The sequence below is a fragment of the Corynebacterium confusum genome (assembly GCF_030408715.1).
Lineage (GTDB): Bacteria > Actinomycetota > Actinomycetes > Mycobacteriales > Mycobacteriaceae > Corynebacterium > Corynebacterium confusum.
Map to the genome: position 1 here is coordinate 721407 of NZ_CP047202.1, position 26969 is coordinate 748375.

The window sequence follows — 26969 nt, forward strand, 5'->3', positions numbered from 1 at the left end:
GGGAAGGCCTCCGCTTCGGGGCCGAAATCTGCGTGCGCCGCCTCCTCCCACGGTAGGAGGGCCCGGGGTCTAGATGTCCAGGTCGCGGGCGAGCAACGCCAGGGCCACCCGGTCGCGGCAGTGCAGCTTGGACAGCAGGCTGGAGACGTGGGTCTTGATGGTGGTCTCCGCGAGGACCAGCTCGCGGGCCAGCTCCGGGTTGGTCGCCCCCTGGCCAATCAAGTGGAGCACTTCGCGTTCGCGCTGGGTGACCAGGCTCAAGCCCTGCAGCTGCTCCGGGGACAGGCGGTCCCGCGCGCTCAGCCCGCGGCGGTAGGACTCCAGCACCGGACCGGTGACCTTGGAGGCCAGCACGGATTCGCCGGCGGCGACGGTGCGCACGGCATCGATGAGCACGCTGGGGTCGGCGTCCTTGAGCAGGAAGCCGTGCGCCCCGGCGGCGATAGCCTCCGCCACCAGCGCGGGCTCGTCGAAGGTGGTCAGCATGACGACCTTGGGCGGATCCGGCTGCGCCAAGAGGTGGCGCGTTGCCGCGATGCCATCGGTGCCGGGCATACGGATGTCCAGGACCGCGACGTCGCAGCGGTGTGCGCTGGCGGCTTCGATGGCCTCCTGCCCGTTGCCGGCGGTGGCCACGACCTCGATGTCGGGCGCGGAGTTGAGGATCGTGGCCAGGGCCTGGACGAGCAGCGCCTGATCGTCGGCCAGCAGTACGCGAATTGGGGCGGTCATGATTCCTCCGAGTCAGGTCGCAGGGGCAGGCGAGCGGTCACGACGAATTCGGCGCCGCAGTGTTCGGCGCTAAAGCTACCACCCAGCATCCGGACCCTTTCGCGCAGACCGGCCAGGCCCGTGCCGGTGCCCTCGGCACACTGCGCGGGGCTGGAAACATTGCCTGCCGGCGACGCGGCGGTGGAGGAGACGGTGACAGCAGCGTCGGTGGTGTTCAGCGAGAGGGAGACGTGGGCGGAACTGCGCGGGCCCTGGTGGCGTACGACGTTGTTGAGGGCCTCCGTCACAATCCGGTCTATGGCCAGCTGGGTGACCGTGGCGATCGACCTGTCGCGCGCGGTCCCTTCGGCGGGCAGCTCGGCCGTGATGCGCAGGCCAGCATCACGGAACTTGTTCACCACTGCGGGCAGGTCCTCGATCTGGGGGCCGGGGCGTAACTGCTGCTTCGTGGACGGAAGGACAGGGGAGTCATCCCGCAGCATGCCCACGATGTCTCGGACGTCGCGCAGCGCGCCGGCCGTCGAATCCCGAACCTGGCCTAGGGCCTGCTGGGCCTGCTGGGGATCGGACTGGGAGGCGATAAGGCCCGCATCCGCCTGCACCTTGATCAGGGTGAGGGAGTGGGCCAGAGCGTCGTGGATTTCGCGGGCCAGGTGCAGCCTTTCTTCCTCCCGCGCCGCGCGCAGCTGCTCCTGGCGGGCGGCCTCCCGAAGGCTCCGCTCGGTCTCGCGTGCGCGGTAGCGGGTACCGACGACGTAGGCAAAGCCGAGGACCAGCCAGTGGACCGCCACGGTGACGATGATGTCCAGCCCGGTGCGGTAGTGCAGCACGAGAGCCTCGTCCCACGTCCACATCAGGGGCGATAGGAAAGACCCGGCCGCGAAGGCTGTGAGGATGCCGCGTGCGAAGAGACGATTGCGCTCGTAGCGCGCCACGACGGCGACCGCCATTGGCGCGGTAACAATCCACGGCGTAATCCCGGAGTTTTCCGGCAAGGCCCAGAGGAAAACCGCGGCCCAGCCGCCCAGCAAGACTAGGAACGCGCAGGCGCTCAGCCGCGGCCGTGAACGCCAGACGAACATGAATGCCGCAAAGCCTACAGACAGCACCGCCCAGGCAATATCACTGCCAGACGTGTGCGGCAGCGCCATGAGCACGTACGCGGCGGCTAGGACGCTAGCTACAACGCCCAAGGCGATATCGCCTGCGCGGAGTCCGCGGCGGGCAGGTTGGGTGAGGTGCTTCATAACAGCCCTGAGTATAGACCGCGCCGCCCGCGAGCCGCCGGGGTACAAGTCCTCCGCGGGGAGGATGACAGAGCGAGGGGCATCGGTTACTCTTTGCGCTATGAATAGGCCGGGAGATAATGGGGAAGACAGCCAGGTGCCACCGCCGAGGGATCCTCGCCGCGCCGGGCACGGACCGCAGCCGGTCCGGCGGGCGGTTGCCCAGCCGGCGGTTGCCCAGTCGGAAAAGCCCAAGTCGCGCCGGGGCGTGGCCGGGTGGGTCGTGCTGGTAGGCGTCGGGCTGCTCATCGTGGCCGGCCCGCCGCTCCTCCACACTTTTGTGCCGGGATGGGGGATCCTGGTCTTCTTGTTGGCCGTGGCCCTGGGCGGCGGGCTAGTTGATGCTCGGGTTTTCCGGTTTACCTATTCCTTCCCCGTACTGGTCGGGGTGGCGTACTACCTCGCGATGAAGATGTATTTCAATTCCGGGACCTGGATCTACCTGCCGGTCATGGCCGTCCTGGCCTTTGCCGGCGGCGCCATCGCGGACAAGGAGGGCGCGACGACTGCCTGGGAGGGGGAGGAATAGGTGGAAACCTGGACGCTGGAACACCCTACCCACGGGCGGATTACGGTCGAATGCGGCTTTGACGCGGAGTTTATCGAGCGCTACCCGGACTGGCCTGCCGAGCGGGACGAGGAGACCGGGGAGGTGGCGGCCGGCACGCCGCTGCCCGTTGACGCCGGGGCCAAGGAGAGGCTGCTGACCTTCGTGTCGAACCCGCCGGTGCGCCTGCAGCTCACCGTGGGTGGGGAGGTGCGCCGGCGCCTGCGCGGGGTGCAAAGCGGCAAGATCCCGCTGAGCAAGAAACTGGGCTCGGATCTCGAGCCCGCGGGAAACCTGACGGTCATGCCCGGGAAGGCGTACGTAAAGATCTACGCCAATTTCTTTGACGAGCTGAAGGCGGTGGAGTTTCGCGAGGGTAAGCAGGTCGTCGAATTCACCCCGCCGCCGGGCAGCCGCGGGGAGAAGCGGGCCCGGGAGATGGAGGAAAGCTCCTTCAAGCGGGTGCTCTATCCCATGCTGGGCGGGCTGGGCAAGAGCGGCTGGGCCATCGCAGTCATCGTCTTAGGCCCGCTAGTCAAGCGGCTCATCGGCTGGCTCCTCGACCAGCTGCCGGACTGGGAGCTACCCGACTGGCAGCTGCCGGCGATTGCCCTGCCGGTGCCGAACCTCCCGGACATCACCCTCCCGGTGCCCGCGTGGCCGGACTGGGATATCCCCTTCCCAGACCTGACCATCCCGGCCTGGCTGGAGTTCCTCCTGGAGTACACGAAGGTGTGGGTGCCGCTGGTCATCGCCGTGGTCCTAGGTGTCATGGCGGTGCGCAATCACCGCAAGTCGGAGGCGGAAAAGCGCCGCTGGGAGTCCGGCGAGGATGAAACACGGTCACCCTCCGTTAGGGGTGGCTAGGTAACGCGCCGGGAGGGGCAATCGGGGGAAAGTCGAGGTCGCAAATTGGAAACTATAACGGCTTGGAAACAGTGTGGGAAAGCTGATGCTTATAACTAATTTACGTGCCAAGATTAAGGGGTCCTAATGATCCACGATGTGAAAGAAGGCTGTTTATGCTTCGCATTCCGCACCTAAAGAAAGTCCTGGTGGGCTCGGCTTTCGCAGGTGCGTTTTTCTTTGCGGCCCCAGCCGCCGGAGCGCAGGAAGCGCCCCAGCCCGGCTTTGACGCCGCGGCGGCTGTGGACCAGGTCCGTTCGGATCTGGCCGACTGGGGGATTTCCACCCCGGAGGTAGACCCGCAGGTGACCGATGCCGTCACCGAGGCTGTCAACCAACACCTGCCACAGGCCCAGCAGGCACTGGACCAGGCAGCAGCCGCGGCGACCGCACCCCAAACGCACGACTACGCTGACGCGCCGGCCACCAACCCGAACCCGATTGGGCTTGAGGAGACCGTCCGGCAGGCAACGCAGCCCGAGTTCAAGCCCCAGAACGTTGACCCGAACTACCAGTGGCGCAACGATATGTTCTCCAAGGTGATGGCTGGCAAGCCCACCAAGAACTTCATCCTGCACCGCGTGCCGGGCTCCTACTTCGACGCCCCGCAGGTGCCGGAGGAGTCCAACGCCGCCCTGACCGAGGGCAAGTCCCTCTACGGGCCGGGCACTCCCATCTACGTCAACGATGAGTCGATGTGCACCCTGACCGCCGCCGGCACGGATAACGCCGGCCGCAAGGTCGGCCTGACCGCCAGCCACTGCGGTGAGGTGGGGCAGTCCGTGGCTTCGGCCGACTCCTGGCAGGTCGGCCCGTCGGGCACCATCGTGGACAAGAACGCCGAGCTGGATTACTCCGTCGTGGAGTTCGGCGCCAACGCGGAAGTTTCCCGCTCCTACAACGGCGTGACCGCCAACCGCCTGGGTGGCAAGGTCAAGCCGGGCGACATTAGCTGCAAGCGCGGCCTGGCCACCGGGGATACCTGCGGTATGACCCTGACGACCATCCCGCAGTACCAGTTCACCCAGGTCTGCGCCATGCAGGGCGACTCCGGTGCGCCGCTGTTCAACCGCGGCCGCTTGGTTGGCTCCGTCACCGGCGGCATCAACCCGCCGGGCTTCAACGGTGCCTGCCGCACCCCGCTGCAGGGTGCCGTGCACGTGCCGACCGCGGTGACCAACATGGATGCCATCCTGGCGGATCTGAACCGCCGCGGTGGCGTGGGCGCCGGCTTTAGCCTCCCGGAGGACTAAGGCCGCACCGCCATCCCGGTTAGCTGCTCACTAAGGCAGACAAGGTCCCCGCCTAATTTTCAGGCGGGGACCTTGTTGTAGTTTCTTGGGTTCCTGGGGCGCTGGTCCGGCGCTTAGGGGGCCAGGTAGCCCAGCGCCTTCTTGTGCAGGTGGCCGTTGGTGGCCAGCGCGGAACCGTTATTCGGGCCGGCTGCGCCCTCGATGCTGGTGAACTTGCCGCCGGCCTCGGTGACCAGCAGGCAGGGGGCGGCCAGGTCCCACAGGGAGACCTCTGGCTCGGCGGCGATATCCACCGCGCCCTCGGCCACGAGGCAGTAGTTCCAGAAGTCGCCGTAGCCGCGCAGGCGCCAGGTCACGTCGGTCAGCTCGAGGACGTTTTCGCGCAGGCCGCGGTCCCGCCAGCCGGACAGGGAGGAAATACCCACGGAGGCATCGGCCAGCTCGCCCACGCCGCTGACGTGGAGGCGTTTCGGCTCGCCGCCGAAGACGCGGAAGGCGCCGCCGCCCTTCGCGGCGTACCAACGGCGGCGCAGGGCCGGCGCGGAGATCACGGAGACGACCGGCTCGCCGTCCTCCAGCAGCGCGATGAGCGTGGCCCAGACCGGCACGCCGCGCACGAAGTTCTTGGTGCCGTCGATGGGATCGATGACCCACTGGCGGCCGGAGAACTTGGCCTCGCCGCCGAATTCCTCGCCCAAAACGTCGTCGTTGGGGCGGGCCTGGGCCAGCTTCGAGCGAATGAGTTTTTCGCAGGCCAGGTCGGCGTCGGTGACCGGGGTCATGTCCGGCTTGGACTTGACCGCCAGATCCGAGCACTCGAAACGGTGCATGGTCACTGCATCCGCGTGACCAGCGACCTCAAGGGCCAGCCCCAAGTCCTCTTTGTATTTACCCACGCAGCATCTGCTCCATTTCTTTCACTGCCTGTTTATTTCCAGCCAGGCACCATACCACGCCGCCGGCCGAAATCTCTTTCGTCGCGCCGCCGGCGGCCTCTACCAGGGCCTTGCCCGGCAGCCAGTCCCATTCGGCGACGGTGTGCTGCATCCACGCGCCCCAGGTGCCGTCCGCCACGCTGGATAGATCCACCGAGCCCGCGCCCAGCATGCGCACGGTGGCGAAGCCGGAGGCCACCTTCTGCCAGGCGGCGCGGATATCCGGGTCCTGGATGGAGGTCGGGTGCAGGTAGGTGGCCAGGGACAGCTGCTCGGCCGGAGCATCGGTCAGCGGGGTGACCTCCTTGCCGTCCAGTGAGGTGGGGTAGTCGCGCCCGCCGAACCAGGTGTAGCCCATGGCCGGGCGGTGGACGGCCCCCAGCACCGTGCCTTCGGCGTCGCGCAGGGCGAGTGCTGAGCACCAGTAGTCGGAGCCGGAGGAGAAGTTGTAAGTCCCGTCCACCGGGTCGATGACCCAGGTGCGGCCCGAGGTCGACTCCTGGGAGGTGCCTTCCTCGCCGACCAGGCCGTCCTCACCGCGCAGCGCCTGCAGTACGGTGGCGACGAAGCGCTCGGCGGCGCGGTCGGCTTCCGTGACTACGTCGGACACGGAGGTCTTCTGTTCGATATTGACGCCCTGATCGCGCATGCGCCAGGCCAGGCGGCCGGCGTTGTAGACCAGTGCCTGGGCCAGGTGCGCGTCGGAATCATCCGCGTGCGCGACCATGAAGGTCTTGGCGATGGCGTCGATCATCTCGGGCAAGCTCGGGGTCTGAGTCATAGCCCCTATTGTCTCGCCTGTGGCAGGCGATCGCTAATTGAACACCCCTGCGCGGTAGACTGGGGCGCTATGCACCCGGATAAGACTGCTGCTTTGGACGAGTTGTCCACGACGCTAACCACCATCGAAAAGGTGATGCACCCGGAGGAGCTGAGCGCGCGGGTCCGGGAACTAGAAGCCCAGGCGGGCGACCCGAGCCTCTGGGACGATCCGGCGCACGCGCAGAAGGTCACCTCGGAGCTCTCCGCCGCCCAGGTGAAGCTTCGCAAGCTCGCCGATCTCCGCGGCCGGCTCGACGACATGCCGGTGATGTACGAGCTCGCCGAGGAAGAAGGCGACACCGCGCTGGCGGACGAGGAGCTGGCCGCACTGCGCTCTACTATCGAGGCGCTCGAGGTGACCACCATGCTCTCGGGCGAATACGACGAGCGTGAGGCGGTCATCAACATCCGCTCCGGCGCCGGCGGCGTGGACGCCGCCGACTGGGCGGAGATGCTCATGCGCATGTATATCCGGTGGGCGGAGCACAACGACCACAAGGTCGACGTCTACGACATCTCCTACGCCGAGGAGGCCGGCATCAAGTCCGCCACCTTCGTGGTGCACGGCGAGTACATGTACGGCACGCTCTCGGTGGAGCAGGGCGCGCACCGCTTGGTGCGCATCAGTCCGTTTGATAACCAGGGCCGCCGGCAGACCTCCTTCGCGGAGGTCGAGGTGCTGCCCGTGGTGGAGCAGACCGACTCCATCGATATCCCGGACGCCGACGTGCGCGTGGACGTCTACCGCTCCTCCGGGCCGGGCGGGCAGTCCGTCAACACTACTGACTCCGCCGTGCGGCTGACACACATCCCCACTGGGATCGTGGTGACCTGCCAGAACGAGAAGTCCCAGATCCAGAACAAGGCCTCGGCCATGCGGGTGTTGCAGGCCAAGCTGCTGGAGCGCAAGCGGCAGGAGGAGCAGGCCGAGCTCGACGCGCTGGGCGCGGGCGGCAACGCCTCTTGGGGCAACCAGATGCGCTCTTATGTCCTGCACCCGTACCAGATGGTCAAGGACCTGCGCACCGGCTTCGAGGTCGGCGACCCCCAGAAGGTCCTAGACGGCGACCTCGACGGCCTCCTGGAAGCCGGCATCCGCTGGCGCATGGCCGAGCGCGACGACAGTCAGGACTAGCCTCCCGCCAGTCACGGCCGCTGGCTGACAGCGGCCGCGAACTAACGACGCCAGCCCCGCGCGGATTGTGAAAAACAACCGCAGCGGGGCTGGCGTTTGGGTTTTCGGCGCGGTGGCTACTCGGCCGGGTAATGCATGGGCGCACCCGGGCCGAGCGGGATGCCCAGCAGGTACCAGATGACGAAGAAGAGGAACCAGCCGACCAGCATGGCCACGGAGTAGGGCAGGGCCAGAGACATCAGGGTGCCCACGCCGGCGCGCTTGTAGTAGCGCTGCAGGAAGGTCAGGGCCAGGGCGAAGTAGGGCGACATCGGGGTGATGATGTTGGTCGGGGAGTCACCGATACGGAACAGCATCTGGGAGACTTCCGGGGAGATGTGGACGTACATCATCATCGGGACGATGACCGGGGCCATCAGCGCCCACTGCGCCGAACCGGAGGTAATCAGCAGGTTGAGCAGGGCGACCAGCAGGACCAGCCCGGCGAACATCAGGATCGGCGGCAGGTCCCAGCGCTGGAGGAGCTCGGAGCCGGTAATCGCGGTCCACACGCCCAGGTTGGACCACTCGAACCACGCGAGGAACTGGGCGACGGCGAAGAAGAGCACCAGCATGGGCAGCAGGGTCTTGAGGCCCCGGGCCATGAAGTTCGGGATGTCGGAGCCGTCCTTGATGGTGCCGACGACGATGCCGTAGACGATGCCCACCAGCAAAAAGGCCAGGGCGATGGGCACCGCGATGGCGGAGATAAGCGGGGATTCCATGGCCTCCCCGTCGGGGCCGGCCAGCGGCGAGCCCGGGATGAACAGCAGGGCAAAGAAGCCGGCCAGGAAAACCAGCAGCGAGATGCCCGCCCACACCAGGCCCTTGGCCTCCTGGCGGGACAGCTTCAGGGTTTCATCGTCCTCGGAGAAGTCGTAGTCGCTGTCGGCGTCGTCAGCGTCGTCGGCGGAGGACTTGCCCGGGCCGCCGGCGGCCTTGTCGAAGGAGACTTCCTCATAGTTGATGTGGTCGTGGTTGACCAGCTCGCGGGCCTTGCGGGTGATGAACAGCTCGGTGACCGCGGTGATGATGAGGGCCAGGACGACAGCGGAGGGGATGACGAAGAAGATGTTGGCCAGCGGGCTGACGTGGTAGTCCGGATCGACCATCTGCGCGGCCGGGGTAGAAATGCCCGCCAGCAGCAGGTCGGTGATGTTGAGGATCAGCGAGGCGTTAAACCCGGCCGAGGAGGCGGCGAAGGCCACCATGGCGCCGACGATGGGGGAGCGCCCCAGCGCGTGGAAGGACATCGCGCCCAGCGGGATGAGGATGACGTAGATGGCGTCGGAGGCCACCGAGCCGGTCACGCCGGCCAGGGCGACGGCGAAGGTCAGCGTCGCCGGGGTGACCTTGGCAACCATCGCGCGCACGAGGGCGGACAGCAGCCCGGACTGCTCGGCCACGCCCACGCCCAGCATGACGGCGAGGATGACGCCCAGCGGCGGGAAGGAGGTGAAGTTCTCGACCGCATCCGTGACCATGCGTGAGATGTTTTCCTGGGTGAGCAGGGATTCGACCTCGATGGTCTCATTGGTCTGGGGATCCACGGCGCTCATACCCGCCAGGGAGCCGAGCCAGGAGGAGATGGCGACGACTCCGGCGAGGACGACGAACAGCCAGAAGGGATCCGGCAGCTTATTGCCCAGCTTTTCGATGGTGCCGAGAAATCCCCCGGGGGATTCTGTCTTCTTCGGCTGGTCTTCGGTAGCGGTTTCTGTCATAAAACGGCACTTTCTGTGTCGAAGAGCCGGGGCTCTTGGATTTTTCCGGGTGCGACGGCAAGGCGGGGCCGGTCGGCGCCGCGCGAGACGATCGCCCGGATTTCATGGCAGGTTTTCGAACTTATGGTGTGCGTCACTATAGCGTACACGGGCTCGGGGACACATAATTTTTAGTCAATTGACGGGTAAAAGAGTTTCAATTGTTACCTCCTGTTGCTAGAGTTGCGAACGTGATCACCTTCGAGAACGTAACCAAGGTCTATCCGACCTCAACGCGACCGGCACTGGACGACGTGTCTTTCCGCATTGAGGACGGGGAGTTCGTCTTTCTTATCGGCCCCTCGGGCTCAGGCAAGTCCACCTTCCTGCAGCTGATGGTGCGCGAGACCAACTTGAGCTCCGGACAGATCCACTTCGACAACTTCCACGTCAACGCCCTGAAAGGCCGCGAAATCAACCGCTTGCGCCAGTCCATCGGCTACGTATTCCAGGACTTCCGGCTGCTGCCCAAGCTGAACGTCTACCAGAACGTGGCTTTCGCGCTGGAGGTCATCGGTAAAAAGAAGCACCGGATCGACAAGGCCGTTCCGGAGGTCCTCGAGATGGTCGGCCTGGGCTCGAAGGCGCACCGCATGCCGAATGAGCTCTCCGGCGGCGAGCAGCAGCGCGTGGCCGTGGCCCGCGCCTTCGTCAACCGCCCGAAGCTGGTGCTCGCGGACGAGCCGACCGGCAACCTGGACCCGGCGACCGCGACGGAGATCATGACCCTGCTGTCTAAGATCAACCGCCGCGGCACCACCGTCATTATGTCGACGCACAACGCTCGCGCCGTGAACGAGGCGCGCCAGCGCGTGCTGGAGCTGAGCAACGGCAAGCTCGTGCGCGACGAAACCCACGCCGTTTACGGGGAGGCCTTCTAAGACTATGCAGACAAATTTCGTCTTCCGCGAGGCCGCCAAGGGGCTGGGCCGCAACATCACCATGACCATCGCGCTGATTATCACCACGGCCGTGTCCGTGGGCCTGGTAGTCGCGGGTGTCTTGGTGACCATCCTGACCCAGGACACCAAGGACATCTACCTCGAGCAGGTGGAGGTCATGGTCCAGCTAGATGAGGAGATCTCCGCTAACGACACGGACTGCACCTCGGCGGGCTGCAAGGAGATTCAAGACCAGCTGGAGGCCGACTCCAGCGTGGAGAAGGTCACCTTCCGCTCGCAGGAGGAGTCCTACGAGCGCTTCAAGGAGTACTTCCAGGAGACCGACCCGCTGCTGGTGGAGGAGACCTCCCCGGACGCGCTGCCGGCCGCCCTGCACGTGCGCCTGGTGGATCCCACGGAGACTGCGGCTATCGATGCCATCCGGGACCTGCCGCAGGTCGACGCCATCGTCGACCAGGTCGAGGAGGTCGACCGCGCCACCGACAACCTGGACTCGATCCGTAACGCGACCTTCTTGGTCGCCGCTGTCCAGGCCGTGGCGGCCATCTTCCTGATTGCCAACATGGTCCAGATCGCGGCCTACAACCGCTCGACGGAGATGTCCATCATGCGCATGGTGGGTGCTTCCCGCTGGATCACCCAGGCCCCGTTCGTGCTGGAGGCCGTCCTGTCCACGCTCATCGGCGTGGTGGTGGCCGGCATCGGCCTGTTCCTGACCAAGTCCTACGTGGTCGATCCGTCGCTGCAGAGCCTCTACCAGGCGCAGCTGCTGGCCCCGCTGCACACCAAGGACATCTGGATGGCTCTGCCGATTGTCGGCGTGGTGGCGATGGCCTTTGCCGCCCTCGCCGCCCAAGTCACGCTGCGGCTCTACGTGAAGAAGTAGCCCGCGCGCCCCACTTCCTCGCCCGAAAGCCACCGTCTGTTGCGTGGCCGTCGGGCGGGTTTGTTCGCTCTAGCCTGGGCGGTTAAGCTTGATGGCTATGGCAAAGAAGGGCAAGAAGAAAAAGGGCGCGGTCGACAACAACTCGACCCTCGCCACCAATCGGCGTGCCCGCCATGACTTCAAAATTCTGGACACCTACGAGTGCGGCATCGCGCTCGTAGGCACGGAGATTAAATCCCTTCGGGAGGGCAAGATTTCCCTGAACGACGCCTTTGCCACCATCGACAAGGGCGAGGTCTGGCTGCGCAACCTCCACATCCCGGAGTACTCCATGGGAACGTGGACCAACCACAGCCCCAAGCGCACCCGCAAGCTGCTGCTGCACCGCCGGGAGATCGACAAGCTCTACGGCCAAGTGCGCTCCGGCAACAAGACGCTCATCCCGCTTAAGGTCTACCTCAAGGACGGCCGGGCCAAGCTGGAACTCGGCCTGGCACAGGGCAAGCAGGACTACGACAAGCGCGAGGACATCAAGCGTCGCGACCAGGACCGGGAGATCTCCCGCGAGCTCGGCCGCCGCGTCAAGGGTATTAATGTCTAGGACTTCCGCCACGGCCCAACCCGCCGCAGGAGGTCTAGGCTGGAAGGCATGATTTATACCTGCAAAGTCCACGACGTGAAAAAGGATCCCAGCCTTGCCTCCGGCACCCGGGTGTTGGTGGACCGGATGTGGCCGCGCGGGGTAGCCAAGGATGATTTGGCCTACGACGAGTGGTTCAAGGACGTCGCCCCCAGCAGTGAGCTGCGCAAGTGGTTCAACCACGACGCCGATCGCTTCAAGGAATTCGGCCAGCGCTACCGCGCGGAGCTGGACGACTCCGACGCCGAGGAGCTCGGCCGGCTCATCGACCTTGCCAAGGACGGCGACCTCAGCCTGCTGTTCGCCGCCCACGACCGGGAGATAAACCACGCGGTGGTGCTCAAAGAGTGGCTGGATGAGCACTTGAACTAGCATACGTCGGCGAGTAAAGTGGTTTTTCCTATAGGGAATGCGGACGCATCCCGCCCTATAGGCAATGGGGTTGATTTGGTTTCGACTTCGTACATTGAGCCAGGGGAAGCGTGCCGGTGCAGGCTAGAGACCACCGTTAAGCGTCGTAGCACTCAATAAACGCAGAGAAGAACTCTCAGCGTGACTACGCACTTGCTGCCTAATTAGCAATGCGTGTCTGTCAGCCTAGGTTTTGTTCCTGGCCTAGTAACTGGCATCGACTAAGGAACTTGCCATCCGGTTGCGTCTTCAGGGCCGGATGGGACCTCTACTGGAGACTGGGCTCATCATCCGGACGTGTTCGTCCGATCCGGAGGGCCGAGCAGAGATTCCGCGCGAACTGCGCACGGAGAAGCCCTGGCAAGATGACGAAGGACCCGGGTTCAATTCCCGGCAGCTCCACCACGAGGACGCTCATTTTGATACAAAATGAGCGTCCTTTTGTTTTGCGGCTGTGCGGGGGGTAGGCGATAACCGGGGGCTATCTCCGTCCGCGGGGATGAGATGCCGTCTTACGGGGTATATTCCAGTGAGTCGCGGATTTCGTCTACCTGGCTCGGGGAGATGCCCGTGCCGATGATTTCGATTCCCGATACCTTTTCTGACTCGTCGCTCACCCGGATGACAATCGTTGGCTCGTTGGGGTCGTCGATGGCGTTTTCGCTGGGGACGTCTAGACAACTTTTTATAGCGTCCCGCGGTGGGGGCCGTGGCCGTTTGCCCAATTGTTGGGGGTAGGGGTGGCAGGAAACGTCCAGTATCGGTCGGGGGTGTCCGGTTGCAGGCGTGGGGCTGTCCGGGAATGTGAGGACGTTACAAAGTTATAACCTGCAACACAGGTGCATGTGTTGTGAGTTACATTATGCTGCCTGCACACATCCCGTGACGGCAAGGTGACGGGCCGAGACAGGCAGGAGTGCTGCGATGAGTCCCCCCAATTCTAATGACGATAAAGACCTGCGCGATAAGGCTGTTGCTGACGGTGTCGGTGGCGACGTCGACGGCGGCGGTGCGAGTGCTGCCGGGGACTCCGGTAGCGCAGGGAAGCGGGGATTGCTGGATAGGTTCCTGTCCGGCGTGGAGTACGTGGGCAACAAGCTGCCCGAGCCGTTTACTATCTTCGTCATCCTGTTTTTGATTACCGGGGTGGCCTCCACCGTGATGGCCTGGATGGGCGTGGCGGTCCAGGTGCCGGGCTCGGATGAGGTCTCCGAGGTCAATGGGCTGTTTACGGGCGAGGGCCTGGCGTGGCTGACCATCACGATGGCCGAGAACTACATCGGCTTCCCGCCGCTGCTGACGGTGCTGCCCATCCTGCTGGCCGTGGGCGTGGCGGAGCGCTCCGGCATGCTCTCGGCGCTGATCCGCCAGCTGTTCGGCTCGGCGCGGCCGGCGCTGCTGCCGTATGCGGTCGGCGTCATCGGCGTGACCGCCTCGGTCATGGGGGACTCCGCGTTCGTGGTGGTCCCGCCGCTGGCCGCCATGGTCTTCAAAGCGGCTGGCCGCCACCCGGTCGCCGGCCTCATCGGCGGTTTCGCCGCGGTGGGCGCGGGCTATTCCACGGCGTTGGTGCCCACCAGTCTGGACGCGCTGTTCGCCGGTATTACCAACGCGGTGATGGACACGCTGCCCGGGGCGGGGTATTCCACCGTGACGCCGCTGTCGAACTACTTCTTCAACGTGGCCTCCTCCGTGGTGCTGGGCCTGGTGGCCGGCTATATCATCGACCGGATCCTGGAGCCGCGCATGCGGGCCCAAAACGTGCCGGAGGATGAGTCAGTGGACGCCGCGGATGCCGCGGAGCGCGGCGACCGCGACGCCGAGGGTAACGCCCTGGCCGCGACCCTGGAGCCGAAGGAGCGCAAGGCGCTGTGGCTCTCGCTGCTGGCCGGGCTGGTGCTGACCGCGGTGATCCTGGCCGCGGTGCTCATCCCGGGCTCGCCGTGGCGCAATGGGGAGGGCGGTTTCCTGCCGAAGTCCCCGCTGCTTGATTCCATCGTGTTCATTATCTGCGCCTACTTCTGGGTCTTCGGCATCACCTACGGCGCGGTGGTCGGCACGATCAAGGGCATGGCGGACGTGGTCACCATGATGATTGGCGCGCTCAAGGACATGCTGAGCTTCTTGGTCCTGGCCTTCATCCTGGGCCAGTTCGTCGCTCTGTTCGCCTGGACCGGGATTGGCACCTTCACCGCGGTCAAGGGTGCGGCTTTCCTGGAATCCATCGGGCTGACCGGCTTCCCGGCCATCCTGGCCTTTATCGTGCTGGCCTCCTTGCTGAACCTGCTGATCATCTCGGGCTCGTCCATGTGGACGCTGATGGCCGCGGTCTTCGTTCCCATGTTCGCGCTGCTGGGCTACGAGCCCGCCTTCGTGCAGGCTGCCTTCCGCGTGGGTGATTCTGCCACCCAGATCATCACCCCGCTCAACCCCTACATGATCGTCATGCTGGGCCTGCTGCAGCGATACGAACCCAAGGCGGGCCTGGGCACGCTGATGTCGCGCCTAATCCCGTTCGTCATTCCGTTCTTCCTCGTGTGGGCCATCCTACTGGGGGTGTGGTTCTTCGCCGATATCCCGCTGGGGCCGGGCGATAGCATTATGATTGAGTCCTAATGACAGCTCACTCAGACAACTGCCATGATTCCTGCGCGCCGCAGCGCCCGGGCTTGAGCCCGGAGGCGGCATCGACAAGTTATTTGGACGCCACCTCCGCCGAGGTGGACGCGGCGGTCGAACGCGCCCAGCAGCGGCAGGAAGCGGCCGGGCAAGGCCGGGCCGCCTCGGTGCCCGACTACTGGGAGCGGCTGCGCCGCGCGGTGGAGGAGACCGAGCTGGCGGCCGATATCCGCCACATCGTCCACGATCTGCACGCGCACCCGGAGACCGCCTTCGAGGAATATCGCAGCCAGCAGGTGCTGTGCAATCTCCTGGAAAAGCACGGGCACAGCGTGGTGCGCGGGGCTTATGGGGTTAAGACGGCCTTTTCCAGCCAGATCGCCTCGCCTGGCTACGAGCCCGGGCGCCATCCGCGGGTGGTCATCATGGCCGAATACGACGCGCTGCCAGGCATCGGACACGCCTGCGGGCACAACGTCATCGCGGCCGCCGGCGTGGGCGCCTATCTGGCGGCGGCGCGGGCTATCGATGCCGCCGCGCCCGTGTGCATCGAACTGCAGGGCACCCCGGCGGAGGAGGGGCACACCGGCAAGGAGTACATGATCCGCGGCGGGAGCCTGGACGGGGTGGACGCCGCGCTGATGATCCACGGCTTCGGCTACGACATCGCCGAGCACGTCTGGGTCGGGCGGCGCTCGGCCACCGTGACCTTCCATGGCACGGCCGCGCACGCGAGCTCGCAGCCGTTCATGGGTAAAAACGCCCTCGACGCCGCCTCCCTGATGTACCAGGGGCTGGGCCTGCACCGGCAGCAGATGCCGCCGAGCGACAGGTTGCATGCCGTCATCGCCGAGGGTGGCACCCGGCCCAGCGTGGTCCCGGATAGGGCCGTGGTCGAGGTCTACGCGCGCTCGTTGCGAACCGAGACCTTGCTGGAGTTATCCCGCCGAGTCGATGACATCGCGCGGGGCGCGGCCCTGATGGCGGGAGTCGGCGTGGAGATTGCCTGGGATCCGCACCCGATGTCCCTGCCGGTGCGCAACAACTCCGCGCTGGCCGCCCGGTGGTCCGCCACCCAGCGGCGCCGCGGCCGCGCCCCGCTGCCCGCCGGGATAATCCCGGATAGCCTGGCGGCCTCCACGGACTTTGGCAACGTCTCCCAGCTGGTGCCGGGAATTCACCCCATGGTGCAGGTCAGCCCGCGGGAGGTGGCCCTGCACACCGAGGCCTTCGCTCACTGGTCGGCCACCGAGTCCGCGGAGCGTGCCGCGCTCGACTCCGCGGTGGGCCTGGCCCAGGTCGCCTTTGATTACGCGGCGGATCCGCAGCTGCGAGCAGACGCCTACGCGGAGTTCGCGGCCTTGGGAACGGTCTCGGTGGAAAGCCTGCTGCGCTGGGAAAACTCCTAATAGTGTGGAGGGGTGGCAAGGGGGAGACAGTCCTCCGCGCCTCCCCGGGGCCCGAAGTGGGGGTATGTCCTGGGGGTGGAGGGTCCCGTTATTAAAATTTCAGGTAAATCGCAGGTGAACAAGGTTGCCTGAAACTTAGCTGTACCTAAGTCTTGTCAGGTTAGGGTTTCTTCAGTTAGGTTGTCCTAGGGGAGACAGTTCCGGAATTCCGAAAGGGATTCGTTTCGAAATAAGGATGATTGACAAACCATGAAGATTCGTCGCACCCTGGTTGCCTCGGTAGCCGCCGCTTCGCTGCTGCTGACCGCCTGCTCTTCGGCGGAGGATTCCTCCAATTCCGCCGACAATTCCTCAAACTCCGCTGAGAACACCGCGGCAGACAGCGCTGCCTCGGAGTCCGGCGAGCTGAAGCTGGAAGACAACAACGGAGAACAGACGGTGACCCTGCCGGTCGAGAAACCGGCCGTGACCGACAACCGCGCCTTCGCGGTCCTGGCCGACTGGGGCGTTGAACTCTCCGCAGCACCGCTGAACCTCGTCCCGGATACCCTGGCGGATACCTACAACAAGGACACCGTCGCCGCGGACCTGGGCAGCCACCGCGAGCCGGACCTCGAGGCTTTGGTCGCCGCCGAGCCGGACCTGGTCTGGAACGGCCAGCGCTTCTCCCAGCACCAGGAGGACATCGAAAAGCTGGTGGAGGACACCCCGGTCGTGGACTTCGAGCCGCGCGAGGACAAGGACTTCTTCGAAGAGCTCAAGCGCCACACCACCGCGCTGGGCGAGGTCTTCGAGCACGAGGAAGACGCCCAGAAGCTGATCGACGACCTGGACGCCGCCATCGAGCGCGCCAAGCAGGCCTACGATCCGGAAAAGACCGTCATGGCGGTCAACACCTCCGGCGGCGAGATCGGCTACATCGCTCCGCACGTCGGCCGCACCTTGGGCCCCATCTTCGACCTGCTGGACCTGGACCCGGCTCTGACCGTGAAGGACGGTAGCAGCAACCACGAGGGCGACGACATCTCCGTCGAGGCCATCGCGGAATCCAACCCGGACTGGATCCTGGTCCTGGACCGCGACGGTGCGATCAACTCCGATGAGCCGGACTACACCCCGGGCAAAGACCTGGTGGAAAACAGCGCGGCCCTGAAGAACGTGCAGGCGGTCAAGGACGGCAATGTTTACGTTGCGCCGAAGGACACCTACACTAACGAGTCCATCATTACCTACACCAAGATCCTGAACGAAATGGCTGATGCTTTCGAGAATGCTTAGTACTTCCTACGGCACTTTCCGCAAGTAACCGGATAGCTCCTGCGCTTTTTGACCCGCGCAGGGCCTATCCGGCTTTCGGATATCTACATAGAAGCGGACCATATGCAAGAAACAACACCTAGGCGCTCCCGGTCGAAGCTCTTCGACTGGAAGCTTCTGCTCGGCGTAGGCGGCATCCTCCTGCTCCTAGCGCTCTCGCTGGCGGTGGGCGAGTACGACATCCTGGGCCACGAGGACGGCGGGGAGATGTTCAACACCACTCGCATCCCGCGCACCATCGCGTTGATGTTGGCCGGTGCCGCCATGGCCATGAGCGGGTTGGTCATGCAGCTTTTGACTCAGAACCGTTTCGTGGAGCCGACCACCACCGGCACCACCGAGTGGGCCGGGCTGGGTCTGCTGACTACCATGGTGTTGTTTCCTAGCTCCACCGTGCTGCAGAAGATGGTGGTCGCCGTAGTCTTCTCCTTCGTGGGAACCATGGTCTTCTTCGCGTTCCTGCGGCGGGTGACCCTGCGCTCTTCCCTGATCGTGCCGATCATCGGGATCATGCTGGGCGCGGTCGTCAGCGCGGTCTCGACCTTCGTGGCGCTGACCACGGACTCCCTGCAGCAGCTGGGCATCTGGTTTATGGGCTCGTTCACCTCGGTCTACGAGGGGCAATACGAGGTCCTGTGGCTGGTGCTCGTCGTGCTCATCGCGGTCTTTTTCTTTGCGGACAAGCTGACCGTGGCCGGGCTGGGCGAGGAGATCGCCACCAACGTCGGACTGAACTACAACCGCATGATCCTCATCGGCACGGGGCTTATCGCCGTGGCCACCGGCGTGGTCACCGTGGTGGTCGGCGCCCTGCCGTTTTTGGGCCTTATCGTCCCGAACATCGTGAGCCTGTTCCGCGGCGACGACCTGCGCTCCAACCTGCCGTGGGTCTGCCTGCTGGGGATCGCGACGGTCACCGTCTGCGACCTGGTGGGGCGCACCATTATCTCCCCGTTCGAGATGCCCGTGTCCGTCATCCTGGGGATCATCGGCGCGGTCGTGTTCGTGGTCCTGATTGTGAGGTCGACCCGTGGTAAATAAGACTGTTTCTACTTCTACTTCCGCCCCGGCTACTGCCTCCGCGCGCGACGTCGGGGCTTTCCAGTCCGCCGCCGCGCAGCGCAAGTACGGGGTAATCCTGCTCCTGCTGCTGGTCACCGGCGGCATCTTCGCCGCCGGGTTGCTGGCGTGGGATAATCCGATGGACTTCGGCACGCGCGGATTCTGGCTCATCGCCGAGCGCCGCGCCGATGCCGTCATCGCCATGGCCGTGGTGGCCATCTGCCAGGCGGCCGCGACGGTGGCCTTCCACACCGTGACCAACAACCGCATCCTCACCCCGTCCATCATGGGCTTTGAGGCTTTGTACGTGGCGATTAACACCGCGACCATCTTCTTCCTCGGCGCGGCCGGTCTGACCAATGCCCGCAACATCACCACGTTCCTGGTCCAGGTCGCGCTCATGGTCCTGCTGTCGCTGGTGCTCTACTCGTGGCTGCTGACCAACCGCTCCAACAACATGCACGCGATGCTGCTGGTTGGCGTGGTCATCGGCGGCGGGTTGGGCTCGTTGTCAACGTTCATGCAACGCATGCTGACCCCCTCCGAATTCGACGTGCTCACGGCCCGTCTGTTCGGCTCCGTCAACAACGCCGACTCGGACTATTACCCGGTGGCCATCCCGCTGATGCTGGTTGCCGCGGCCGCGCTGTACCTCAACTCGCGCCGGCTCAACGTGCTCGCGCTGGGACGCGACGCCTCGACCAACCTGGGCGTGAACCACCGGACCAACGCCATTTTCACGCTCATCATGGTCTCCATCCTCATGGCGGTGACCACCGCGCTGGTGGGCCCAATGACCTTCCTAGGCTTCCTGGTCGCTACGCTGGCATACCAGTTTGCCGAGACCTACGATCACCGTTTCTTGTTCCCAATGGCCGTGGCCATTGCCTTTGCCGTGCTCACCGGGGCGTATTTCATCATGCAGCACGTCTTCTACGCCCAGGGCGTGGTCTCCATCATCATCGAGTTGGTCGGCGGTACTGTCTTCCTCTTCGTCATCTTGAGAAAGGGTCGCCTGTGATTTCCCTAAAACACGTCGCGAAAAGCTACAGCGGCGAGACCAACATCGGTCCCGTCGATCTGGAAATCCCCTCCGGTGGCATCACCTCCCTGGTCGGACCGAACGGCGCTGGCAAGTCGACCCTGCTGACGATGATCGGCCGCCTGCTGGAGATGGACGAGGGAACAATCGAGATCGCCGGCTACGACATCGGGAAGACCAAGTCGAAGGATCTAGCCCGCATTGTTTCCATCCTGCGGCAGGAAAACCACTTCATCACGAAGCTGACGGTCCGGCAGCTGGTGGGCTTCGGCCGCTTCCCGTATTCCCAGGGGCGCCTGACCGATGAAGACGAGGAGATCATCTCCAAGTACATCGACTTCCTCCACCTGCGCGAGTTTGAGGGCCGCTACCTGGATGAGCTCTCCGGCGGCCAGCGCCAGCGCGCGTATGTGGCCATGGTCCTGTGCCAAGAGACCGACTACGTCCTGCTGGACGAGCCGCTCAACAACCTGGACATCTCCCACTCCGTGGAGATGATGCGCCACCTCAAGCAGGCCGCGCGGGAATTCGGCCGCACGATCGTGCTGGTCATCCACGACATTAACTTCGCCGCCAAGTACTCGGACAATATCTGCGCGGTCAAGGGCGGCGAGGTCGTCGCCTTCGGTAGCCCGGAAGAGATCATGAAGGACGAGATCCTCACCCCGATCTTCAACACCCCGATCCAGGTCATCGACGGACCTGACGGGTTGCTGGCCTGCTACTACTAGCCCCACGGGCGGCAGATACAAGACGACAACCGGCCCCTAAAAACGTGCTGCAAGCGCTACCGGCGGTGCCCCGCCGGCGGGGGAGGGGTCGTGCTAGTAGGTTGAAGGCCATGACCAGTTTCCTCGAGCGCCACCAGGTGGCTTTCTACCTCCTGGCGATCGCGGCCGGACTAGCATTCAGCGGCCTGCCGTTGGGCTGGCTCGAGTACCCGGCGCTGGCGCTGCTGCTTTTTGCCACCTTCATGGCCATCCCACTCGAGAAGGTCCGCCCGGACTGGCGCTACCTGCGCGCCTCCCTTACCCTCAACTTCCTCGGGGTGCCGCTCATCGCGGCGGTGCTGGCCCTCTTCCTCAAGGACCTCGAGGTTAAAACCGCGGTGATCATGGTGCTGCTCGCGCCCTGCATTGACTACGTGGTGGTCTTTACCCGGCTGGCGGGAGGCAACGTGGCGGCCATCGCGACCAGCACGCCATTCCTCTTCCCAGTACAGGTGGCCGTCATCCCGGTCGCCCTGCACCTCGTCATCGGGGGAGGGGATATGTCCTTCCCGGTTGCTCCCATGCTCCAGGCGTTCGTAGGCCTCATCGTCATCCCCTTTGGCCTGGCCTGGGCAGTGCAGCACACGCGCGCCAAGGAGAAAATAAGCAACGTCACCGATGACTGGATGGTCCCGGTCATGTGCCTGACCCTCTTCGTCATTGCGACGGTGCATTCGCCGGGGCTGGGGGAGAACCTGCCGCGGCTTATTCCGGCACTTGTTTGTTACGTGTTGTTCATCTTCGCCGCGGTCGGCCTGGCTCTGGCACTGGGGCGGGCGCTGAACTTCCAGAGGCAGGACCGCATTGCGCTGATGCTGACGACGATGACCCGCAACTCACTGGTCATCATGCCCTTCGCCCTGGCCCTGCCGGAGGGATTTTCATTCGTCCCGGTGGCCATCATCATGCAGACCGTGGTCGAGCTAGTGGCGTTAAGTGCAGTAGTGAAAATAGCCCGTCTACCTGCGGATAAACATTAAGGTAAAAGGCGATTTGGTGTCTTGGCGAAGAACGCGCTATATTAATTCGAGTCGCCGCGAGGTAGCCGTGAGGTTAACGGGTGGTGACGGTGTTTGACTTTGTTTACGGTTGTGAGTAAGGTTGAACAAGCCGCTTTGAACAGTTGGTTGTTGCTGATTGTTGGGGCGTGCCAGTGATGTTTGAGAACTCAATAGTGTGCCAATGTACTTTTTGCATTTGTGTGGATGGTTGTGTTGGTGTGTGCCGGATGGCGCTTTCAGTTGGGGTGTCATTGAAATATAATTGTTTCTTTCTGGCTGCATTGATGTGATTGTTCATGTTTTGTGAATTTTTCATTTTTTCTTTGTAGTAATTCTTTTTTGGTCAGTATGCAGCGCATGGTTTGTGTGTTGTGTGTTGGTTTTGTTTGTTAGGTTTGGGCTTTTCACGAGCCTTTTTGTGGAGAGTTTGATCCTGGCTCAGGACGAACGCTGGCGGCGTGCTTAACACATGCAAGTCGAACGGAAAGGCTTCAGCTTGCTGGAGTACTCGAGTGGCGAACGGGTGAGTAACACGTGGGTGATCTGCCCTGCACTTCGGGATAAGCCTGGGAAACTGGGTCTAATACCGGATAGGACCGCACTTTGGTGTGTGTGGTGGAAAGTTTTTTCGGTGTAGGATGAGCCCGCGGCCTATCAGCTTGTTGGTGGGGTAATGGCCTACCAAGGCGGCGACGGGTAGCCGGCCTGAGAGGGTGGACGGCCACATTGGGACTGAGATACGGCCCAGACTCCTACGGGAGGCAGCAGTGGGGAATATTGCACAATGGGCGGAAGCCTGATGCAGCGACGCCGCGTGGGGGATGACGGCCTTCGGGTTGTAAACTCCTTTCGCCAGGGACGAAGCGTTTTGTGACGGTACCTGGATAAGAAGCACCGGCTAACTACGTGCCAGCAGCCGCGGTAATACGTAGGGTGCGAGCGTTGTCCGGAATTACTGGGCGTAAAGAGCTCGTAGGTGGTTTGTCGCGTCGTCTGTGAAATTCCGGGGCTTAACTCCGGGCGTGCAGGCGATACGGGCAGGCTTGAGTACTGTAGGGGTAACTGGAATTCCTGGTGTAGCGGTGAAATGCGCAGATATCAGGAGGAACACCGATGGCGAAGGCAGGTTACTGGGCAGTTACTGACGCTGAGGAGCGAAAGCATGGGTAGCGAACAGGATTAGATACCCTGGTAGTCCATGCCGTAAACGGTGGGCGCTAGGTGTGAGACCCTTCCACGGGTTTTGTGCCGTAGCTAACGCATTAAGCGCCCCGCCTGGGGAGTACGGCCGCAAGGCTAAAACTCAAAGGAATTGACGGGGGCCCGCACAAGCGGCGGAGCATGTGGATTAATTCGATGCAACGCGAAGAACCTTACCTGGGCTTGACATATTTAGGTTCGCGGCAGAGATGTCGTTTCCCTTTGTGGCCTTTATACAGGTGGTGCATGGTTGTCGTCAGCTCGTGTCGTGAGATGTTGGGTTAAGTCCCGCAACGAGCGCAACCCTTGTCTTATGTTGCCAGCATTTGGTTGGGGACTCATGAGAGACTGCCGGGGTTAACTCGGAGGAAGGTGGGGATGACGTCAAATCATCATGCCCCTTATGTCCAGGGCTTCACACATGCTACAATGGTCAATACAATGCGTTGCGACACTGTGAGGTGGAGCTAATCGCTTAAAGTTGGCCTTAGTTCGGATTGGGGTCTGCAACTCGACCCCATGAAGTCGGAGTCGCTAGTAATCGCAGATCAGCAATGCTGCGGTGAATACGTTCCCGGGCCTTGTACACACCGCCCGTCACGTCATGAAAGTTGGTAACACCCGAAGCCGGTGGCCCAAACGTGTTAGGGAGCCGTCGAAGGTGGGATCGGCGATTGGGACGAAGTCGTAACAAGGTAGCCGTACCGGAAGGTGCGGCTGGATCACCTCCTTTCTAAGGAGTTTTCATTTATTGGCCCACGGTTGTGGGTGTTGGTGGCTGATGTGTCTGTGTATGGCACTGTCATCATTTGTTTAATCGGGTGGACGCATGCCCCCAGTGAATGAGGCTGGGTGCAATCATTCTTTTTCGCAAATGCTTATATTCCATGTGTTGGTTTGTTTTGGGTATGTTGGTGCATTGTTGGGTGTCTGGGGCATTAGTGTTGTCCTGGTGCTAACACACGACTAGCAGTTGGCCATGGTGTGGTTGGTTGTGGTGTGTGTTGGGTGTTGTGTGAGAACTGTATAGTGGACGCGAGCATGTACTGCATGTGAGCAACTGTTGTGGTTGTTTGTGTGTGGTGTGATGTGATTTCTTGTTTTTCTTAATTTTTGTGTGTTCACCCGCCATGAGGGCAGTCTTTGTGGGCTGTGTTTGTGGTGGTGTGTGTTCGTTGTGTGAAGGGCGCATGGTGGATGCCTTGGTATTGTGTGCCGATGAAGGACGTGTCAGGCTGCGTTAAGCCTCGGGGAGTTGTCAAGTAAGCGTTGATCCGAGGATGTCCGAATGGGGAAACCTGCCACTCGTTGTGGGGTGGTACCTGCCCATGAATTCATAGTGGGTGTGGGGGTTACGCGGGGAAGTGAAACATCTCAGTACCCGTAGGAGAGGAAAATAATAATGATTCTGCTAGTAGCGGCGAGCGAACGTGGATGAGGCTAAACCGTGTGTGTGTGATACTTGGTAGGGGTTGCGCATGCGGTGTTGTGGGGTTTCAACGTTGAAGTGTCTACCAGTGCTTCGTTGTGGTGTGTGTGTTAGCTGAATTGGCTTGGAATGGTCAACCGGAGTAGGTGAGAGTCCTGTAGGTGAAGGCATACTTGTCATGATTGTTGTTGTCCCCGAGTAGCAACGGGCTCGTGGAATCTGTTGTGAATCTGCCGGGACCACCCGGTAAGCCTAAATACGTGCAATAACCGATAGTGTATTGAGTACCGTGAGGGAATGGTGAAAAGTACCCCGGGAGGGGAGTGAAATAGTTCCTGAAACCATGTGCTTACAATCCGTCAGAGCACTTGTTTGTGTGTGATGGCGTGCCTTTTGAAGAATGAGCCTGCGAGTCAGCGGCATGTCGCGAGGTTAACCCGTGTGGGGTAGCCGTAGGGAAACCGAATCCTAATGGGGTGTTGTCAGTGGCATGTCCTGGACCCGAAGCGGGGTGATCTACCCATGGCCAGTGTGAAGCAGCTGTAAGAGGTTGTGGAGGCGCGAACCCACGTAGGTTGAAAACTGCGGGGATGAGTTGTGGGTAGGGGTGAAAGGCCAATCAAACTCCGTGATAGCTGGTTCTCCCCGAAATGCATTTAGGTGCAGCGTTACGTTTTTTAAGCCTAGTGGAGGTAGAGCTACTGGTTGGTTGAGCGGGACTACAATCTTAGCAACATCAGCCAAACTCCGAATGCCGCTAGTGTGTGCGTGGCAGTGAGACTGTGGGGGATAAGCTTCATAGTCGAGAGGGAAACAGCCCAGATCGCCGGTTAAGGCCCCTAAGGGTATGCTAAGTGGAAAAGGATGTGGGATCGCGAAGACAGCCAGGAGGTTGGCTTAGAAGCAGCCATCCTTGAAAGAGTGCGTAATAGCTCACTGGTCGAGTGGTTCTGCGCCGACAATGTAGTGGGGCTCAAGCATACCGCCGAAGCCGCGGCAACAATGTTTTGTTGGGTAGGGGAGCGTCGTGCACGTGTGGAAGCAGTATCGTAAGGCGCTGTGGAGTGTGTGCGAGTGAGAATGCAGGCATGAGTAACGAATTGGTAGGTGAGAATCCTACCCGCCGGATGACTAAGGGTTCCTGGGTCAAGTTCGTCTTCCCAGGGTGAGTCGGGACCTAAGGCGAGGCCGACAGGCGTAGTCGATGGATAACCAGTTGATATTCTGGTACCCGTATATCCGCGCCCAATGGTAAAGCAGTGATACTAACCACCCATATCGCCATGTACTCGCCCTTTCGAGGGCATTGTCGTGGTTGATATGCGTGGGGCCTGAACTGTGGTCCAAGCGATGGGGTGACACAGGTTGGTAGCCATGCCACTTATTGGATTGTTGGTGTAAGCGTGCAGACTGTGGTGTAGGTTAAATCCGCACCATGTATGGTCGAGGCGTGATGCGTAGCCCGTGAGGGTGAAGTTGGTGATCCTGTACTGTCGAGAAAAGCCTCTAGTGAGTGGGTGTACGGCCCGTACCCTAAACCGACACAGGTAGTCAGGTTGAGTATACTAAGGCGTTCGGGTGAACTGTGGTTAAGGAATTCGGCAAAATGCCCCCGTAACTTCGGGAGAAGGGGGGCCACTGCTGGTGCCATACTCTTTGCGGTGTGTGTGCTGGTGGTGGTCGCAGAGAATAGAGGGGTCCGACTGTTTATCAAAAACACAGGTCCATGCGAAGACGTGAAGTTGATGTATATGGACTGACGCCTGCCCGGTGCTGGAAGGTTAAGAGGACCTGTTAGGAACCTTTGGTTCCGAAGCGGAGAATTTAAGCCCCAGTAAACGGCGGTGGTAACTATAACCATCCTAAGGTAGCGAAATTCCTTGTCGGGTAAGTTCCGACCTGCACGAATGGCGTAACGAGACCTCTGCTGTCTCAACCACAGGCCCGGTGAAATTGCATTACGAGTAAAGATGCTCGTTACGCGCGGCAGGACGAAAAGACCCCGGGACCTTCACTATAGCTTGGTATTGGTATTTACTATCGTTTGTGTAGGATAGGTGGGAGACTGTGAAGCTATCACGCTAGTGGTGGTGGAGTCGTTGGTGAAATACCACTCTGATGGTAGTGAATGCCTGAACCTTGGCCCATGATCTGGGTTGGGGACAGTGCCTGGTGGGTAGTTTAACTGGGGCGGTTGCCTCCCAAAATGTAACGGAGGCGCCCAAAGGTTCCCTCAGCCTGGTTGGCAATCAGGTGGTGAGTGTAAGTGCACAAGGGAGCTTGACTGTGAGAGTGACGGCTCGAGCAGGGACGAAAGTCGGGACTAGTGATCCGGCACCTACTTGTGGATGTGGTGTCGCTCAACGGATAAAAGGTACCCCGGGGATAACAGGCTGATCTTCCCCAAGAGTCCATATCGACGGGATGGTTTGGCACCTCGATGTCGGCTCGTCGCATCCTGGGGCTGGAGTAGGTCCCAAGGGTTGGGCTGTTCGCCCATTAAAGCGGCACGCGAGCTGGGTTCAGAACGTCGTGAGACAGTTCGGTCTCTATCCGCCGCGCGCGTTGAAACTTGAAGAAGGCTGTCCCTAGTACGAGAGGACCGGGACGGACGTACCTCTAGTGTGCCAGTTGTCACGCCAGTGGCAGGGCTGGTTGGCTACGTACGGGAGGGATAACCGCTGAAAGCATCTAAGCGGGAAGCCTGTTTTAAGATGAGGTTTCATTATTAGGCCCCCGGAAGACTACCGGGTTGATAGGCCAGACCTGGACGCATCGTAAGATGTGGAGGCTACTGGTACTAATCGGCCAAACAACCAACACCACACAAACTGGTTTTGTGTGGAACAAAACAAAACACAAG

Annotated in this window: 21 protein-coding genes, 2 rRNA genes and 1 other RNA gene; 18 read left to right on the forward strand and 6 right to left on the reverse strand. The window is 62.4% G+C overall.

Annotated features, from left to right (window positions below; genetic code table 11):
• Positions 1–69: 69 nt before the first annotated feature.
• The gene (locus CCONF_RS03445; protein ID WP_290225237.1) at positions 70–732 is read right to left on the reverse strand and encodes a response regulator transcription factor; all 663 of its coding nucleotides are present in this window, start codon (positions 730–732) and stop codon (positions 70–72) included.
• Positions 729–1979: a sensor histidine kinase gene (locus CCONF_RS03450; RefSeq protein ID WP_290225239.1), complete on the reverse strand. Its 1251-nt coding sequence runs from the start codon at positions 1977–1979 to the stop codon at positions 729–731. Before CCONF_RS03450 ends, CCONF_RS03445 begins: the two co-directional genes overlap by 4 nt.
• Positions 1980–2079: 100 nt before the next feature.
• Here CCONF_RS03450 and CCONF_RS03455 point away from each other — a divergent pair, with 100 nt between their 5' ends.
• The 3 genes from CCONF_RS03455 to CCONF_RS03465 all read left to right on the forward strand — a co-directional run bounded on the left by CCONF_RS03455 (position 2080) and on the right by CCONF_RS03465 (position 4724).
• The gene (locus CCONF_RS03455; protein ID WP_290225241.1) at positions 2080–2547 is read left to right on the forward strand and encodes a hypothetical protein; all 468 of its coding nucleotides are present in this window, start codon (positions 2080–2082) and stop codon (positions 2545–2547) included.
• On the forward strand, positions 2548–3432 hold the full coding sequence (locus tag CCONF_RS03460; protein WP_290225243.1) for a hypothetical protein: 885 nt from the start codon (positions 2548–2550) through the stop codon (positions 3430–3432).
• Positions 3433–3587: 155 nt separating this feature from the next.
• Positions 3588–4724 carry a S1 family peptidase gene (locus CCONF_RS03465; RefSeq protein ID WP_290225244.1) on the forward strand — a complete coding sequence of 379 codons (1137 nt, stop codon included), beginning with the start codon at positions 3588–3590 and terminating at the stop codon, positions 4722–4724.
• A gap of 113 nt (positions 4725–4837) precedes the next feature.
• Here CCONF_RS03465 and hisN read toward each other — a convergent pair whose 3' ends face one another.
• Both hisN and CCONF_RS03475 read right to left on the reverse strand, forming a co-directional pair.
• Positions 4838–5620, reverse strand: coding sequence for a histidinol-phosphatase (gene hisN, locus CCONF_RS03470; protein WP_290225247.1), 783 nt, complete (start codon positions 5618–5620; stop codon positions 4838–4840).
• Complete coding sequence (locus CCONF_RS03475; protein ID WP_290225249.1) at positions 5613–6440, reverse strand: inositol monophosphatase family protein; 828 nt, start codon at positions 6438–6440, stop codon at positions 5613–5615. The genes hisN and CCONF_RS03475 overlap by 8 nt, the downstream gene beginning before the upstream one ends.
• A 69-nt stretch (positions 6441–6509) precedes the next feature.
• On the opposite strand from CCONF_RS03475, the gene prfB reads away from it, so the two are divergent.
• Positions 6510–7616: a peptide chain release factor 2 gene (prfB, locus tag CCONF_RS03480; RefSeq protein ID WP_290225252.1), complete on the forward strand. Its 1107-nt coding sequence runs from the start codon at positions 6510–6512 to the stop codon at positions 7614–7616.
• Positions 7617–7732: 116 nt separating this feature from the next.
• On the opposite strand, the gene CCONF_RS03485 is transcribed toward prfB, so the two are convergent.
• Positions 7733–9379, reverse strand: coding sequence for an AbgT family transporter (locus CCONF_RS03485; protein WP_290225254.1), 1647 nt, complete (start codon positions 9377–9379; stop codon positions 7733–7735).
• 230 nt (positions 9380–9609) lie between these two features.
• On the opposite strand from CCONF_RS03485, the gene ftsE reads away from it, so the two are divergent.
• The 12 genes from ftsE (at position 9610) to CCONF_RS03545 (ending at position 21456) form a co-directional block, all read left to right on the forward strand.
• Entirely contained in the window at positions 9610–10299 is a 690-nt protein-coding gene (ftsE, locus tag CCONF_RS03490) for a cell division ATP-binding protein FtsE (RefSeq protein ID WP_290225256.1), read from the forward strand.
• A 4-nt stretch (positions 10300–10303) separates the two neighbouring features.
• Positions 10304–11206 carry a permease-like cell division protein FtsX gene (ftsX, locus tag CCONF_RS03495; protein WP_290225259.1) on the forward strand — a complete coding sequence of 301 codons (903 nt, stop codon included), beginning with the start codon at positions 10304–10306 and terminating at the stop codon, positions 11204–11206.
• Positions 11207–11303: 97 nt separating this feature from the next.
• Positions 11304–11807 carry an SsrA-binding protein SmpB gene (smpB, locus tag CCONF_RS03500; protein ID WP_070769505.1) on the forward strand — a complete coding sequence of 168 codons (504 nt, stop codon included), beginning with the start codon at positions 11304–11306 and terminating at the stop codon, positions 11805–11807.
• A gap of 48 nt (positions 11808–11855) precedes the next feature.
• Complete coding sequence (locus CCONF_RS03505; RefSeq protein ID WP_290225264.1) at positions 11856–12218, forward strand: DUF488 domain-containing protein; 363 nt, start codon at positions 11856–11858, stop codon at positions 12216–12218.
• A gap of 66 nt (positions 12219–12284) precedes the next feature.
• Positions 12285–12662: a transfer-messenger RNA gene (ssrA, locus tag CCONF_RS03510) on the forward strand.
• A gap of 519 nt (positions 12663–13181) precedes the next feature.
• A complete protein-coding gene (locus CCONF_RS03515; protein WP_290225266.1) occupies positions 13182–14873 on the forward strand; it encodes an AbgT family transporter in 1692 nt (563 codons plus the stop codon).
• Positions 14873–16285 carry an amidohydrolase gene (locus tag CCONF_RS03520; RefSeq protein WP_290225269.1) on the forward strand — a complete coding sequence of 471 codons (1413 nt, stop codon included), beginning with the start codon at positions 14873–14875 and terminating at the stop codon, positions 16283–16285. The genes CCONF_RS03515 and CCONF_RS03520 overlap by 1 nt, the downstream gene beginning before the upstream one ends.
• Before the next feature lie 249 nt (positions 16286–16534).
• Positions 16535–17563, forward strand: coding sequence for a siderophore ABC transporter substrate-binding protein (locus CCONF_RS03525; RefSeq protein WP_290225272.1), 1029 nt, complete (start codon positions 16535–16537; stop codon positions 17561–17563).
• A 102-nt stretch (positions 17564–17665) separates the two neighbouring features.
• Positions 17666–18643 (forward strand): iron chelate uptake ABC transporter family permease subunit, encoded by a 978-nt coding sequence (locus CCONF_RS03530; RefSeq protein ID WP_290225274.1) that lies wholly within the window; start codon positions 17666–17668, stop codon positions 18641–18643.
• Positions 18633–19685 carry an iron chelate uptake ABC transporter family permease subunit gene (locus CCONF_RS03535; RefSeq protein WP_290225276.1) on the forward strand — a complete coding sequence of 351 codons (1053 nt, stop codon included), beginning with the start codon at positions 18633–18635 and terminating at the stop codon, positions 19683–19685. The genes CCONF_RS03530 and CCONF_RS03535 overlap by 11 nt, the downstream gene beginning before the upstream one ends.
• On the forward strand, positions 19682–20437 hold the full coding sequence (locus tag CCONF_RS03540) for an iron ABC transporter ATP-binding protein (protein ID WP_290225278.1): 756 nt from the start codon (positions 19682–19684) through the stop codon (positions 20435–20437). Before CCONF_RS03535 ends, CCONF_RS03540 begins: the two co-directional genes overlap by 4 nt.
• A 110-nt stretch (positions 20438–20547) precedes the next feature.
• Positions 20548–21456, forward strand: coding sequence for an arsenic resistance protein (locus CCONF_RS03545; RefSeq protein WP_290225280.1), 909 nt, complete (start codon positions 20548–20550; stop codon positions 21454–21456).
• A 103-nt stretch (positions 21457–21559) separates the two neighbouring features.
• Here CCONF_RS03545 and CCONF_RS03550 read toward each other — a convergent pair whose 3' ends face one another.
• Entirely contained in the window at positions 21560–21775 is a 216-nt protein-coding gene (locus tag CCONF_RS03550; RefSeq protein ID WP_290225282.1) for a hypothetical protein, read from the reverse strand.
• Positions 21776–21892: 117 nt separating this feature from the next.
• On the opposite strand from CCONF_RS03550, the gene CCONF_RS03555 reads away from it, so the two are divergent.
• Positions 21893–23410: ribosomal RNA gene (locus CCONF_RS03555) — 16S ribosomal RNA — on the forward strand.
• A gap of 435 nt (positions 23411–23845) precedes the next feature.
• Positions 23846–26931: ribosomal RNA gene (locus CCONF_RS03560) — 23S ribosomal RNA — on the forward strand.
• Together the 16S and 23S rRNA genes form the textbook arrangement of a ribosomal RNA operon.
• Positions 26932–26969 lie beyond the last annotated feature (38 nt).